The organism is Saezia sanguinis (assembly GCF_963921665.1).
In the GTDB taxonomy this organism is placed as follows: domain Bacteria; phylum Pseudomonadota; class Gammaproteobacteria; order Burkholderiales; family Burkholderiaceae_C; genus Saezia; species Saezia sanguinis.
Genome location: NZ_CAWUGC010000014.1, coordinates 106,861 through 122,386 on the forward strand (window position 1 = coordinate 106,861; position 15,526 = coordinate 122,386).

Sequence of the window (15,526 nt, forward strand, 5' to 3'; positions counted from 1 at the left end):
TCACCCCAGCTCTCCACAAACACTGATTCAACAGACATTCACCGCACCATCCCTGTCAAACTTTTGGGAGATAAAATGGTATCGTCAGGCATCCAATAATGAGAACCTTTATCATTGTGCACTATCATAGCCATATAACTTAAAACTTTTTTGCATGACGCCGCCATCCGCTCCGCCCGCTTCCAACACAACAAAACGACTGCGCCTGCTGAAACGGATGATCACGGGCGCCCTCATTGCGGTTGCTGTGCTGCTTATCACGGCCTGGGTTGTACTGAACTTCTGGGTTGTGCCCCGGATTGACCACTACCGCGAAGATATTGAGCGCCTTGCCAGCACACACTTGGGCGCCCCCGTTCTGATTGAGCAGATCTCCGCACAGCGCCAGGGTTTGTGGCCAGTGGTGACATTGCACGGCGTCCGCGTACTGAATCCAACCGGGCAGGCAGCTTTATCATTGAATGAAATTGCTGTTGTGCCATCTTTTAAAGCATTTCTTTTGTTCGATCTTCAGTTTTCAAAAATTATTTTGAAAAATCCGGTACTGGACATCGAACGCCAAAGCAATGGGCAGATCTCAATTGCCGGCATCAATATTTCAGCTATGCTTGATACACCCCCTTCCGGTCAGAGCGAAACCGGTACTGCCCTGTTGCCGGAAAGTGTTCTGTGGTTACTGGAACAACCTGAACTGGTTATTCAAAACGGGCAGGTCCGATGGACAGACCATCTGCTGGATGTGCCTGTTTTCAACCTGACCGAAACCGATATATCCATACGCCGCCAGGGACGTAACCACCATATTCAAATTGAAGCGACGCCCCCTACCAGTTGGGGCACCCGCTTTTTGTTGCAGGGCAATTTTATTCAGCCGCATGCATCTTCCGCCCAGCAACTGCAACATTGGGAGGGTGCTGCCTACGCCCGCTTTCCTGAAGCCAACATTGAACAACTGCAAAACTATATTGCACTTCCAATCGAACTGACCCAAGGCCACGGCGCTGTTGAAATATGGGCCCAGTACAACCAGGAAGGACAGCTTGCCGAAACCCGCGCCAAACTGAACCTGACAGAAGTAGAACTGCAAACAGCGCCGGAACTACCTGTTTTGCACCTGCAGGACTTTAAAGGCACAGTGACAGGATCGTGGCAACAAGGCACGTACCGCCTGCAAACGGATGACCTCACATTTCGCACAGCCAGCCAGACTCAGCCCGATCACAGCGCTGTCGATACGCAGGTATGGAACCCCAGTCATCTGGACATCAGTTGGCAATTCGACACAGAAGGCAACCTGGACGGCGGCATCATCAAAACCGGCCAGGTCAACCTGGGGCTGCTGGCCCAACTGGCACGCCGGCTGCCACTGCCACAAAAAGTGCAAACACTGCTCAGTTCAGCCAACCCCCAGGGTGAGGTTGAATACCTCAATGCGCAATGGCAACAGCATGCAGCGCATGCCATGACTTACAACGTTTCCGGGCAAATCAACCGTTTGGACCTGGCTCCAGGAACCGCCAGGCCGCAGCCACCCGATACACACCAGATGGATATTGCGCGCCCGGGCGTCAGCCGGCTCAGTGCAGAATTTGCATTCAACGAAAAAGATGGGCAGGCACAACTTCGCATCAATGACGGCAGCGTTTCCCTCCCGGGACTGTTCGAACAACCCGACATCCAGGTGCAACAGGCCTTCGCCGAAATTCACTGGGAACAACAGGCCAATGGCGAAATGCACGTCAGCGCCCCCGTCTTCGACCTGCTCAATGACAGTGCAAAAGTTCATGCCCAAATTGACTGGAAACGCCCTTCTGCAGAACACCCTGACGATCAGGCCGGTTACCTGCAACTGACCGGCACGCTGGAACAGGGCAATGCCACCCACGTTTACCGTTATCTGCCACTGTCCATTCCGCAGGAAATTCGTGATTATCTGAAATCCGCACTGATTGCAGGAACCGCTTCTGACGGGCATTTTCATATTGAAGGGCCGCTCAAAGACTTCCCCTTCCACCTGCCGGGAACCGGCACATTCCTGATTGAAGGGCAAGGCCATGATGTCACCTTTGATTACGCCCCGGAGGTGATCCGCTCCGCCGGTCAAGGCCCCTGGCCGGTTTTATCTCACGTCAATGGCCAGCTTCGTTTCACCAGTCAGGGCATGCTGCTGCAAAATGTGACGGGCCAGGTACGGGATGCACCGGACATCCAGCTATCCGCACAAGAGGCGTCCATCGAAGACTGGAACCACAACGATACGCATGTTCGCGTCAGCGGTACAGTCAGTGGCCCCCTGAGCGAGCAATTGCGCGCGATTAACCAGTCAGCCATTGGTCATTTGCTGGATGGCGTTCTGGCATCAGCCACCGCCTCGGGAAAAACAGATACGCAACTCAAACTGGACATCAGTATTGAAAAAGTACATGAATCCACCGTATCAGGACAAATCACCTTTGCCGATAACACGCTGTCATTGTGGCCATTCATGCCGCAGCTCCAGCAGGTCAAAGGGCAATTGAACTTTACGGGAAAAGGCTTTTTCATCGACCAGATACAGGCCCAAACGTTAGGGGGTGCCTTACATGGCAAAGCCCAATGGACCATCGACAAAGGCCTCAGCATTCAAGCCAGCGGCCGGCTGACCGCACAAGGCCTGCTGAATGACCCGAACTGGCGTCACCAGTTGCCGTTTGTCCAGCAGTGGCTGGCAGGCTCAACCGGTTTCACCATTCAGGCACGGACCGAAAATCAGCAGCAGATCCTTCAGATTCAAAGCGATCTGGTGGGCATGCAACTGAAACTGCCATCCCCCCTGGACAAGGCTGAACAGGATGCATATCCACTGCTGATCACACTGACGCCGCTGGCCCAGAACGGCACCTTCTGGCCCTTAAGCATAGAGCTGCTGACACGCCCTGCCACCCAACAGCTTCCTACCATCCACGCCAACTATGTTTTAGACTCCGGCACCAACGGTATCACGGTCACGCAAGGGAGCATCGGCATCAATCAGGAACCGGTCATGCCGATTGCCGGCACAACTGCCCAGATTCAGCTTCAACAGTTGGATATTTCCGGATGGCAGGCATTTTTAGCCGAGCTTTCAAAACAGCCGGCGGCGACAACAGGCACATCACGCTCAACCACGCTAACGTTGCCGAGCTGGTGGCCCCAGTCTGTTAAAGCCCAGATCGATCAAATCATCATCAGTCCGAATTTGACACTTCATCAGGCCGAGATTCAAATGCAGCGCCAGAACCGGGACTGGGGCGCCAAAATCAATACCCGGGAAGCAGCCGGACAACTGGACTGGCAGGCTGCCACAAGCGATACGGCTTTAGGCTTATTGCGTGTTCGGCTTTCGCGCCTGAAGCTGCCTGAACTGGATCTGGAAAGCACTGCCGGTTCAGATGAAACCACTGCTGCTTCGCCAGACCATATTTTCACGCTTTTGCCCGATGTTCAGATGGATATCGATCACCTTTCCATCGGCGCTCTTGATTTAGGCAAACTGGCATTCACCGCCCATACTGACCGTACCGTGGTTCCGCCACGCTGGCAAATCGACCAGCTTAACCTGACAACCGGCGCGTCCACCTTGCAGGCCAAAGGCTACTGGGCCAACACCCCGGCACCGACCACTTCACTTGAACTGGCATTGAACACGCCCGATGCAGGGCAACTGCTGACACAGCTTGACCTGTCTCACTCCATTGCCAATGCACCTGGTACGCTGAAAGGAGAACTGAGCTGGCACGCCGCGCCGTATCATTTTGACTTGAACACCCTACATGGCCAGTTGACGCTGCAACTGGGCAAAGGGCAACTGCTGGTTGCCAACCCGCGGGCCAGCCGCCTGCTCAGCGTTTTAAGCCTGCAATCATTGCCCAACCGCCTGTCACTGGACTTTCGGGATGTGTTTAAAGACGGGCTCGCATTCAACGCTTTGGATGGGCATTTCCTGATAGACAACGGTCTCATGCAAATCCATACGCTGCAGCTCAATGGCGTTAATGCGCTGGTTCACGCCACAGGGAAAATTGACCTGCGCAACCAAACCCAGCAGCTTCAAGTTACGGTAGCACCTGAAATCAATGCCGGCGCAGCCTCGCTGGCATTGACTGCGGTCAACCCTGCCGTAGGCATTGGCTCACTGGCTGCACAGCTGGTATTGCGCGAGCCTTTGCGCCGCATGGCTACAAAAGTCTATTACATTTCGGGCAGTTGGGAAGAACCGGATGTAACGGACCAGTCGCCCGAGCCAGCCAACCCTGCGCCAGCAGTGCCCGATCTGGCGCCAGACAACCGGAAATAACCATCCCTTTTCGCAGGAAGTGGTCACATGGTTCAGCCATAACACTTCACCAGAGCATGTGGTCATACTAGCCAAAAATGCCCGTTTCAGGGATGATTGAAACTCATAGGAGGTATCGTACATGAAAATTGCTGCAATCCAGATGGTCAGCACCCCACGGGTCGCCGAAAATATCGAAACCGCACTCAGGCTGTTGCAAACCGCCGCACAAGGGGGCGCTCAGCTTGCCGTTTTACCCGAATATTTCTGCGCCATGGGATTCAAAGATCATGACAAATTGCAGTATGCAGAATACGAAGCAGACCTTCAGCATGGCCCGATACAATCGGCATTGTCCAAAGCCGCTAAAGATTTAGGCATTTGGATTGTGGGGGGAACCATCCCCCTGCGCAGTGAAGACTCCTCTGAGTTGGTGCGCAGCAGCAGCCTGGTCTATGACCCCAAAGGCGAGCTGGTGATACGCTATGACAAAATTCATCTGTTCCGTTACGACAACGGTTCAGAACATTATGATGAATCCACTGTTCATGAAGCAGGCACCACCACCAAAACATTCACCATGCCAACAGCGGACGGTGCCACACTGAAAATCGGCTTAAGCGTTTGCTATGACCTGCGTTTTCCAGAGTTGTACCGCCAGTTATCGGCTCCCGGCAGCATGCCCTGTGACCTCATGCTGATACCCTCGGCATTCACTTACCATACCGGCCAGGCACATTGGGAAATTCTGCTGCGCGCACGTGCGATTGAAAACCAGTGTTACATCCTGGCAGCCGCACAGGGCGGAATACACCCGACCGGGCGCCGGACCTGGGGACACAGCATGATCGTCGACCCATGGGGGCAGATATTGTCAATGCAGGCCGAGGGTGCCGGCGTTATTTTTGCAGACATGGATCGCCAGTATATTCATACCATCCGCACCCAGTTACCGGCACTGAAACACCGCATGCTGGTGGACTAAGCTGCCCGCAATGGCCTACCCGTGAGTTTCAGCCGCATCACAAATTCATAAAAAAAGCCCGGCATGTGCCGGGCCAATATCCATCTCAGAAGAGATAGCGTAGACAACTGATACTAATCGCGGTAGGCCACTTCGCCATGCAGCGCCAGGTCCAGCCCACTGCGCTCGGCCTCTTCGCCAACGCGCAAACCAACGATCATGTCCGCGATTTTATAGGCAATGAAAGCCACCACTGCGGACCAGGCAATCGTTACCAGCACGCTTTTCACCTGAATCCAAACCTGTCCGCCCATTGAATACGTTTCGGCATCCAGCGGATATCCCCCTAAAGCAGGTGCAGCCAGAACACCGGTCAGAATGGCGCCAATGATTCCGCACACACCGTGCACGCCAAACACATCAAACGCATCGTCAACACGCAACATGTGTTTCAAGCCATTTACCCCCCAGAATCCGGCAGCACCTGCAATCAGGCCCAGGACAATAGAACCCATCGGGCCGACAAACCCGGCGGCAGGCGTGACCGCAACCAGACCCGCTACACAGCCGGAGGCAGCACCCAGCATGGAAGCCTTGCCCCGCAGCAGCCCTTCCACAGCCAGCCAGGAAAGTGTTGCCGCACTGGTGGCTAAGATGGTATTCAGAAACGCCAGTCCAGCGCCACCATTGGCCGCAGTGGCCGAGCCGGCATTAAAACCAAACCAGCCCACCCACAGCAGTGCTGCGCCCACCATCGTCAGCGTAACCGAATGGGGTGCCAGCACTTCTTTCCCAAAACCAATGCGTTTTCCCACCAGATAGGCGCCCACCAGGCCCGCAACGCCCGCATTGATATGCACCACGGTACCGCCTGCGTAATCCATCGCGCCGTCCTTTGCCAGAAAGCCGCCGGGACCCCACACAATATGGGCAATCGGCACATAACAGAACGTGAACCAGATCACCATGAAAATCAGCACCGCAGAAAATTTCATGCGTTCTGCAAACGCGCCCACAATCAGCGAGCAGGTGATGGCGGCAAATGTCAACTGGAATGATACAAACACCAGTTCAGGAAAAGCCCTGCCAGCCAGAGAATCCGGTGTAATTCCAAGTAAAAATGCTTTACTGAAGTCTCCAAAGACCGCACCTTCTGCACCAAATGCCAGCGTATAGCCATAAATCGCCCACAACACGGAAATCAGCGAGAACGTGGCAAACACCTGAATCAATACCGACAACATGTTTTTTGCACGCCCAATACCGCCATAAAACAAAGCCAGACCGGGAATGATCATCAAAATCACCAGCATGGTGGAAGTCAGCATCCATGCTGTATCACCACTGTTTAATACAGGAGCCGCCTCCTGCGCACTTGCACCGGTTGCAAACACGCTCAGCAAAGCACCCAATCCCACTAAAGCACATCGTTTATTCATCATGTCAATCCCCACTTCCATCACAAAGCGTCTTTACCCGTTTCACCCGTTCGAATGCGCACGACCTGCTCCAGGTCGTACACAAAAATTTTGCCATCACCAATCTTGCCGGTTCGGGCAGCCCCCTCGATCACTTCAATGACCTGCTCCAGCATGTCAGAGCTGACAGCCGCTTCAATCTTTACTTTCGGGAGAAAATCAACCACATACTCGGCACCCCGATACAGTTCGGTATGTCCCTTCTGGCGGCCAAACCCTTTGACTTCGGAAACCGTAATTCCCTGCACACCCAGGTCTGACAGCGCTTCCCGAACCTCGTCGAGCTTGAATGGTTTAATGATGGCGGTGATCATTTTCATCATAGTGATCCTCGTTTGTTGAAATGCACACATACTTCATCTGCTTCTTTCTGAAGGGCATTCCGCCGCTGAAAGCATAAGAGGCGTTAACCTTCAAAAAGATATTCTGAGTATCGTTTTGCAGAAATCATGCCAGCCTGAAATTTCACCTTGCCCAAACGCCCGTGTTCTTTCTTTATCAGAATGTGCGTGAAAATGAATCCAACAGTTTTATCTGTGTTGCAGACGTTAAAATCAGATATCTCCAATATGTTGCAATGCACAAATCATGTGCATGCCACTCACACAAACCTCCCAGAATTGGTGCAAACATGAGTCTTGCAATCCTCCACAGTCGTGCAGTTATTGACATTCAGGCACCTGAAGTCACCGTTGAAGTTCATTTGGCCAACGGCTTGCCCAGCTTCACATTGGTGGGCCTGGCAGATACAGAAGTCAAAGAAGCCCGGGAGCGTGTGCGCTCGGCACTGATCAATAGTGGTTTTGAATTCCCCAGCAATAAACGAATAACCGTGAATCTGGCTCCGGCAGACCTTCCCAAAGATTCCGGGCGGTTTGACCTGCCGATCGCGCTCGGCATTCTGGCAGCATCAAGGCAACTAGACTCCGCTGTTTTCGACGGTTATGAATTTGCTGGCGAACTCTCGCTGGGGGGCGAATTGCGCCCGATCCGAGGTGCCTTGAGCATGGCACTGCAGCAACACAAACAGCAGCAGCGCGCCCTGATACTGCCTGCCCACAGTGCACATGAAGCCGCGCTGGTCACCCATATTGAGGTTTATGCGGCCCAACATCTGACAGATGTGGTGCAGTTTCTTATTTCTGGATGCCGTCAAGATATGGCTTCAGACGCTTCGGCCTCGGTCGGATGCACCCGCATACAACCAGAGCATGCGCCGATAACACCAGACTATGGCATTGACCTGAGCGAAGTGCGCGGACAAACGACCGCCAAACGGGCACTGGAAATCGCCGCTGCGGGGCGGCACTCTTTACTGCTGGTAGGGCCGCCAGGCACCGGCAAATCGATGCTGGCGCAGCGTTTGTGCACCATTTTGCCAACACTGAGCATTGAAGAGGCGCTGGAAACCGCAGCCATTGCCAGTGTGGATGGCCATCTGGACTTAAAACACTGGCGCCAGCGGCCTTTCAGATCGCCGCATCACTCATGCTCTGCCGTCGCACTGGTTGGTGGCAGCATTCCCCCCAGACCAGGTGAAATTTCTTTGGCACACCATGGCGTGCTTTTTCTGGATGAATTGCCCGAATTTCCGCGCAATGCGCTGGAAGCACTGCGTGAGCCGCTTGAAACCGGTGAGATCACCATCGTCAGGGCGGCTCAGCGGGCACGGTACCCCGCCCAGTTTCAACTGATTGCTGCCATGAATCCCTGCCCCTGTGGCTACCTTGGCGATACCACACACCATTGCCGCTGTACACCAGACCAGATTGCCCGTTACCAGAATAAGCTTTCCGGTCCGTTTCTGGACCGCATTGACATGCAGGTAGAAGTCAGCGCTTTGCCTCCTTCAGAACTGATGCGCCCTTCAGCAGCAGAATCCAGCGCCCATATTGCTGCACGTGTCACACAGGCATTAGACATTCAAATACAACGGCAGGGCCACACCAACCACAAGTTATCCGGCAAGCAGCTTGACCATGCCTGTAAGCTCAATTCAGCGTCTGCTCAATTTTTGCAACGCGCAGCCACGCAACTGGGCTGGAGTGCGCGCAGCTTTCACCGGGTTTTGCGTGTTGCACGCACCATTGCAGATCTTGCACAAAGCCAACAGGTTGCAACAGAACATTTGTCCGAAGCCATTCAGTACCGGCGTGCACTGCACATCCGAAATTGAAATGCTGCTGGCGGATAAAACCCATCCTTTGCAGAATCATCCGGTCACAGCACCAGAGTTTTACACCTCGGGAGGAAACGCCTGTGATGACAGGCCAGTCATGGCTTTTAATCGTGTCCAGTCAAAACCAGGGCCAGGGTCTTGTTTTCTTTCCGGCGCAATATGTTCGTGCCCTGCCACCCAGGTAATCGGATAGCACTCACACAGCGCCCCAATCAAGGCAGAGAGTGTTTCGTATTGAAAATCCTCAAACTGCAACCCTTCCAGTCCTTCCAGTTCGATTCCGATAGACCAGTCATTGCACTCTGGCCGCCCCTGCCAGCAGGAGCGCCCGGCATGCCACGCCCGCTGGTTGCACGAAACGTATTGTGTCAATACGCCATGACGGTCTATGACAAAATGAGAAGAAACCGTTGTTCCACGGATTTTTTCATAATAAGGATGTGCCGACCAGTCCAGTTGGTTCAAAAACAGGGCATCAATTGCACCGTTACCAAAAACCCCCGGCGGCAGGCTGATGGAATGGATCACCACCAGTTCCGGCAGCACACCATCAGGCCGCTGCCCGAAATTGGGTGAACGGGTATGTTTGGCATAACGATACCAGCCGTCCTGCCAAAGTATCGTGTCAGCAGGCATTATCGTTATCCCTGGACTCCGGCACATCAATCCCCAAACGCTCCATGCGATAGCGGATCTGCCTGAGCGTTAAACCCAACTGAGCAGCAGCGGCTGTACGGTTAAAATTATGCATCTCCAATGCACGTACCAGCATACCACGCTCAATCTGATCGAGATGATCGCTCAAATTGGTTGGCAATGGCTCATCAGAGGAACGGATAGTCGCGCCAGCAACCACGGCCGACGCAACCGGCAGAGACGGCATATTTTTCGCTTCGGCTAAAACATGTTCGGTCATCTGTTCAGCCTGTGCGACAGGTTCCGCCGCAGATGCTGAACCTGGGGCGTGTACCAAAGACAAGTCTTCTCTTGTAATCACAACCCCGTTGCTCAAAGCCACTGCACGGTGCAAAATATTTTCCAGTTCACGCACATTCCCCGGAAAACCATAACTCATCAATGCCTGCAATGCTTCGGGCGTTAATTTGGGTGGCGCTGACAAGCCTGATTCACGGCATATTCTTTGCAATATGTATTGGGCAATTTCCTCAATATCCCCCTGCCGGTCTCTCAAAGGAGGCACCAGCACTTCAATGACATTCAGACGGTAAAACAAATCCTGCCGGAAGCGCCCTTTTTTGACCTCTTCAGCCAGCTTGCGGTGTGTTGCGCTGATAATGCGGACATCCACCGCCTCTTCGATATTGGCTCCCACAGGCCGCACGGCACGTTCCTGAATCACACGCAGGAGCTTGGCCTGCATGGCCAATGGCAACTCTCCGATTTCATCCAGGAACAGCGTACCGTTTGCCGCCGATGCAAACAACCCCGCTCGGTCCTCGTTCGCTCCTGTAAACGCCCCCTTACGGTAACCAAAAAATTCAGCTTCCATCAGGTTTTCAGGAATGGCACCGCAGTTGACCGCTATGAACGGACCATCCGCACGGTGTGAACTCTGGTGAATGGCATGTGCGACCAGTTCCTTACCCGTTCCCGACTCCCCCAGCACCAGCACAGGCGCCATGGTGGGCGCAACCTTCGCAATGACATTGCGCACCTGCTGCATAACCGCCGAATGCCCCAGCAATTGCCTGGTCGCAACCACCGCATCAGGTTGCGGCGATTTGGCACCCGCCGCTGAATTGGGGGCAACCGCATGCCCGCCGCCTTCGATATGGATGGCTGTGGCAACAATTTGCCGCAACTGTTTCAGATTCACAGGCTTGGTCAGGTAATCAAACGCACCGGCCTTCAGCGCTTCCACTGCATTTTCAGCCGAGCCATAAGCAGTAACCACCAAGCATTTTTCCGGCCGGTTGTTTTCTCCCACCATTCTGACCAGCTCAATCCCCAGGCCATCTGGCAGGCGCATATCGGTAATCATCACCTGATACTGGTTCTTCAACAACAATTCACGCGCGTCAGACACGGTCCCGGCCGTATCCACATCATACCCTTCCCGAACCAATGCCAGTTCATAAACAGCCCGTAGATCGGGCTCATCATCCACCACCAAAATCGACCCCATTGTCATATGCTATTCCTCTTCCGGCCATTGATGGCGCGTTTGTTCTATTAATATTTTAGTTTCCCCTGGCAGCGGATCGACCCGGTTGGCTGTAATATAAAATTCGTTATAGCCACGAAGAACCCCCTGCCGGTCTAAATCTATACGCTGGTAATCCAGGCTGGCGCCATACCGGTTGCACAAGCTGCGGCAAATATACAAGCCCAACCCGGTACCGCGAGCCTCTGTGGAAAAGAATGGCTCAAACAGTGATTTTTCTGTTGATACTGCCAATTCCGCTCCATCGCTGTATACCGACACCCGCACAATTTCATTATCGGCAAGTTGGTATACCTGGCAAGAGACCACAATGGCGTCGGACTCCTGGCTGGCATAGCGCGCTGCATTGTCCAGCAAATTGATCAAGACCCGGCGCAAATGTTCTTCGTCAAAAGCAATGAACACACCAAAAATATCATCCGGCCATTTGGTTGCGACGCGATGCATCTGCTGGTTGTTGCGCGCCCAGTCTCTCACAATTTCAGGCAATGCAAACAGCAGGTCAATGGCTTCAACCTCTCCGCCTTCCTGCATATGGGCCACATCCAATACATCCTTAACAATTCGGGCTAAACGCTGTGCATTGGTGGAAATCATTTCGGTTAACCGCAGGCTGCCTTTATCATGCAGGCCTTCAGACAACAATGTATTGGCAGAAGTGATGGTTGCCAAAGGGTTGCGTATTTCATGGGCAATACTGGCAGACATACGCCCCATGGCCGCCAGCTTTTCCTGCTGCATACGCCGGTCCACTTCACGCATGTCTGACAGAAATAAGACACACAGCCGCTGGCCCTCAGCCCCCCCGGTTTCCAACAACCGCCCTTTGATCTGCAACAGACGCCCACCCTGCGGCCCCTGCTCAAGCATAAAGTCAAATACCAGCCAGCGACTCCCTACATCATTGGCAAACAAGGTTTTCACCACTTCCTGCAATTGCTTCCACCCCGATGCATCATTCAGTACCGGCAGCAGATCAGCCGTCTCTGACTGCAACTCTTTGCCTGTAATCAAAGCTGCCGCAGCCGGATTAGCCATTTTTAGCTGCGCCTCGTGGTCTGCCACCACAACGCCCATGCCCATCTCTGCCACAATCATCTGATTCAGGACTTGCTGCAGCCTGGCGCTGGATATGCCCTCATAGGCGCGATGCTCTTCCCGGCGCATGCGATTGGCCAGTTGAAAAATCAGCTCTCCTAATACAAACAGCCCCAGACTGGCCAGCAATACAGGCCGGATGCCAATGAAATCTGCAGGCGCCTGAAAGTTATCCTGCAAAAGGCCGCTGCGCAGCAGCAGCAAACCTGCGGCAAACAAGCATACCAGATAAATCAGCCAGCGCGGCCCCAGAGATGCCACCATCAGGATACAGAACATGAACAGCGATAAATAGCTGTTTGTATCAGTACCGCTCCAATACAGCCATGAGAATGTGAGCAGATCCACACCAACGGTCAGCACCCATAACCATAACCGCTGATGACGCCATAAGCCTTTGCCCAGCATCCACCGTACGACGATTGTCTCAACAAAATAGACAACCAATGGGATCGTCATGATCCAATCGGCTCTAGACTCTCCACTGTTGGCCTGTATGGAATGCAGCGTTGCCTGAATCAGCACCAGCACCATGGCCAGTGCGATTCTGGCTGTCAGAAAAACACTCCACAACCGGACCGATGAAGCAGAAGCATCTTCCTGCTGAAGATCGCGAAATAAAGTGAATTGCTCCTTCTCCACAGTCAACCTATCATTTGTTTGTTAATGTTTGTTCATGGAGCTTTTGATGTGCTTTACAGCAATACACACCGCCAGAACCTGCAACAGCAGCACCCTGAGGTATAAAAACGCCACAGTACAGACAACCTGAAATCGTTTGAGGTTGCCGATGCGGATGGTCCTTTTGAGATAGCTTTGCTTTTCTTACCTGTATTTTCTTCATGCAATTCACGCGCCATATCATCGCCCCGACACAGATCGCCATGAAAAAAATAAACAATTTCAACAAGATACCCATAATCTGCTTTCATTCAATCGTGCTAAAAAACCGCTTTTGATGTTTTATTTTTCACCGGTTTAGACAAATTTGTCACATATTTTTCGATTCAAACACAAGACAAGCACTTCAGTGACATTTTTGTCATAACAATTATGTCGCATTCCTCCGCAAAATACTGCACCCCATATACCGTGCGAAATGGCTTTAAATACACTTACTTAAGCTTATTGGTTGCCTCACATATAATACTTGCTGGAGGCTGAACCTTCCAGTACTTATTGATCTGCTACTGGCTATTCCGATTTTATAGCCCCTCAATAAGGCCGGGTTTTGGCCGTCATTTCATTCTTTTGATCAGAACACGCATGGCATCCACACTCAGCACCAAGCTTGCCCACATCGTCAAACAAATGCGAGGACAGGCCCGCATCACAGAAACCAATATCGCCGATATGTTGCGCGAGGTGCGTATGGCGCTGCTGGAAGCAGACGTTGCGCTGCCTGTTGTCAGAGAGTTCATTGCACGCGTCAAAGAAAAAGCGCTGGGACAGGATGTCATCGGCTCGCTAACCCCCGGGCAAGCGCTGGTCGGGGTGGTGGAAAAAGAGCTCGCTGCCACCATGGGTGATGGCATTTCAGACATCAACCTGTCAGTGCAGCCCCCGGCAGTGATTCTGATGGCCGGTCTGCAAGGTGCCGGAAAAACAACAACCACCGGCAAACTGGCCAAACTGCTGCAGGATAAACGCAAGAAAAAAGTCCTGACCGTCTCAGCCGACGTCTACCGCCCGGCCGCAATTCAACAGCTGGAAACCGTCACCCAACAAGCCGGCGCAACCTGGTTTGCCAGCTCGCCAGATCAAAAACCCGCAACCATTGCCACAGCGGCACTGGATTATGCGAAAAAACATTTTTTTGATGTGCTGATCGTTGACACGGCCGGACGGCTGGCTATTGACGAAACCCTGATGCAGGAAATCCGCGAGTTGCATACCGTCCTCAATCCGGCCGAGACCCTGTTTGTGGTAGACGCGATGCAGGGGCAGGACGCCATCAACACCGCCAAAGCTTTCAAAGAGGCATTGCCTCTAACAGGCATTGTGCTTACCAAGCTGGATGGTGACTCCCGCGGCGGTGCCGCACTCTCGGTGAAAACCATCACCGGAGCCCCCATTAAATTTGTAGGGGTGTCTGAAAAACTCGACGGGCTGGAGGTATTTGATGCCAAACGCCATGCCGGCCGGGTACTTGGCATGGGCGATATTGTCGCGCTGGTTGAAGAAGTGCATAAAAGCGTCGACATGCAAGCCGCTCAAAAACTGGCATCTAAAGTCAAAGAAGGCGGCGAGTTTACGCTGGAAGACTTCCGGCAACAAATCTCCCAAATGAAAAATATGGGTGGCCTGTCCGGATTTCTCGACAAACTGCCTGATGCCCTGGCTTCCCGTGCACAGAACCTTGACATGGGCAAAGCCGAAAAGGATATTGCCCGTAAAGAAGGGATTATCAACAGCATGACGGCACAGGAGCGCCGCAAGCCGGACCTCATTAAAGCTTCGCGCAAACGCAGAATTGCCGCTGGCGCAGGGGTACAGGTACAGGAGGTGAATCGCCTGCTGAAAGAATACGAGCAAATGCGCGATGTCATGAAAAAAATGAAAGGCGGCGGACTCATGAAAATGATGCGCCGCCTGGGTGGCATGAAAGGCCTGCCCGGCATGTAAATGCAAAACAGTACAGCAGCGACATCGGCCGCGATGTTTTTCTCCACTTCAAATACTGCACCAGCCATGTACCAAGACATATCTTATGCACCGGTTTTACTGCTGTATTCAAGCCGCTTCGGACAAAGCCGTACCATTGCAGAACGTTTAGCCGGACACCTGAACAGTTCAGGACACATCTGCACACTGCAAAACATCGAAAAACTGGTCACGCTGGCCCAACCGCTGGACAACTATGCTGCCATTGTGATTGTTGCCTCCATCCGTTACGGGCACTTTCACCGGCGCGTGAAAGCGTTTGTACAACAGAACCTGGCCGCACTCAATCAGAAGCTCAGCGTTTTTGTACCCGTCTGCCTGATCGCCCGCCGGCAGGAAAAACGCCAGATTGAAACCAACAGCTATACCCGCAAACTGCTTGCGAAAACCGGCTGGAAACCATCTATCATCAGCATCACGGCAGGCGCTCTGCGCTACCCCATTTACAATTTTTTTGACCGTTTTATGGTTCGCCTGATCATGGTCATGATGAAGGGCGATACCGATACCAGCCGGGAATATGAATACACCGATTGGGAACAGGTGCATATGCTGGCGCAGCAAATCCACCAGCAGCTTGGCACCCAAATGCCTCAGAAAACCGAACAGGCAAACCAACCCTTTTCAGAATAAATGTGCAACTGAATTTCCGCTGGCATGATCT

11 protein-coding genes are annotated in these 15,526 nt (G+C 53.0%); 5 read left to right on the forward strand and 6 right to left on the reverse strand.

Annotated features, from left to right (window positions below):
- The first annotated feature begins 154 nt into the window (after positions 1-154).
- A complete protein-coding gene (locus tag AACY98_RS08930) occupies positions 155-4,315 on the forward strand; it encodes a YhdP family protein (RefSeq protein WP_339804212.1) in 4,161 nt (1,386 codons plus the stop codon).
- Positions 4,316-4,436: 121 nt separating this feature from the next.
- Complete coding sequence (locus AACY98_RS08935) at positions 4,437-5,279, forward strand: carbon-nitrogen hydrolase family protein (RefSeq protein WP_339804214.1); 843 nt, start codon at positions 4,437-4,439, stop codon at positions 5,277-5,279.
- Positions 5,280-5,392: 113 nt separating this feature from the next.
- Here AACY98_RS08935 and AACY98_RS08940 read toward each other — a convergent pair whose 3' ends face one another.
- Entirely contained in the window at positions 5,393-6,697 is a 1,305-nt protein-coding gene (locus AACY98_RS08940; RefSeq protein WP_339804462.1) for an ammonium transporter, read from the reverse strand.
- Between the two features lie 20 nt (positions 6,698-6,717).
- Entirely contained in the window at positions 6,718-7,056 is a 339-nt protein-coding gene (gene glnK, locus AACY98_RS08945) for a P-II family nitrogen regulator (protein ID WP_339804464.1), read from the reverse strand.
- Between the two features lie 311 nt (positions 7,057-7,367).
- Between glnK and AACY98_RS08950 the strand changes: the two genes are divergently transcribed.
- Positions 7,368-8,912: a YifB family Mg chelatase-like AAA ATPase gene (locus AACY98_RS08950; RefSeq protein ID WP_339804217.1), complete on the forward strand. Its 1,545-nt coding sequence runs from the start codon at positions 7,368-7,370 to the stop codon at positions 8,910-8,912.
- Between the two features lie 60 nt (positions 8,913-8,972).
- On the opposite strand, the gene ampD is transcribed toward AACY98_RS08950, so the two are convergent.
- The 4 genes from ampD to AACY98_RS08970 are packed head-to-tail and all read right to left on the reverse strand — an operon-like array spanning position 8,973 to position 13,117.
- Positions 8,973-9,551, reverse strand: a complete 579-nt coding sequence (gene ampD / locus AACY98_RS08955) for a 1,6-anhydro-N-acetylmuramyl-L-alanine amidase AmpD (RefSeq protein WP_339804219.1) — start codon at positions 9,549-9,551, stop codon at positions 8,973-8,975.
- Positions 9,541-11,067 (reverse strand): sigma-54-dependent transcriptional regulator, encoded by a 1,527-nt coding sequence (locus AACY98_RS08960; RefSeq protein ID WP_339804222.1) that lies wholly within the window; start codon positions 11,065-11,067, stop codon positions 9,541-9,543. The genes ampD and AACY98_RS08960 overlap by 11 nt, the downstream gene beginning before the upstream one ends.
- Before the next feature lie 3 nt (positions 11,068-11,070).
- A complete protein-coding gene (locus AACY98_RS08965) occupies positions 11,071-12,840 on the reverse strand; it encodes a sensor histidine kinase (RefSeq protein WP_339804225.1) in 1,770 nt (589 codons plus the stop codon).
- Positions 12,841-12,850: 10 nt separating this feature from the next.
- Positions 12,851-13,117, reverse strand: coding sequence for a PP0621 family protein (locus AACY98_RS08970; protein ID WP_126978771.1), 267 nt, complete (start codon positions 13,115-13,117; stop codon positions 12,851-12,853).
- A 347-nt stretch (positions 13,118-13,464) separates the two neighbouring features.
- Here AACY98_RS08970 and ffh point away from each other — a divergent pair, with 347 nt between their 5' ends.
- Positions 13,465-14,823: a signal recognition particle protein gene (ffh, locus tag AACY98_RS08975; protein WP_126978769.1), complete on the forward strand. Its 1,359-nt coding sequence runs from the start codon at positions 13,465-13,467 to the stop codon at positions 14,821-14,823.
- Entirely contained in the window at positions 14,824-15,495 is a 672-nt protein-coding gene (gene hemG, locus AACY98_RS08980; RefSeq protein WP_339804228.1) for a menaquinone-dependent protoporphyrinogen IX dehydrogenase, read from the forward strand. It abuts the gene before it with no gap.
- Positions 15,496-15,526: the final 31 nt, after the last annotated feature.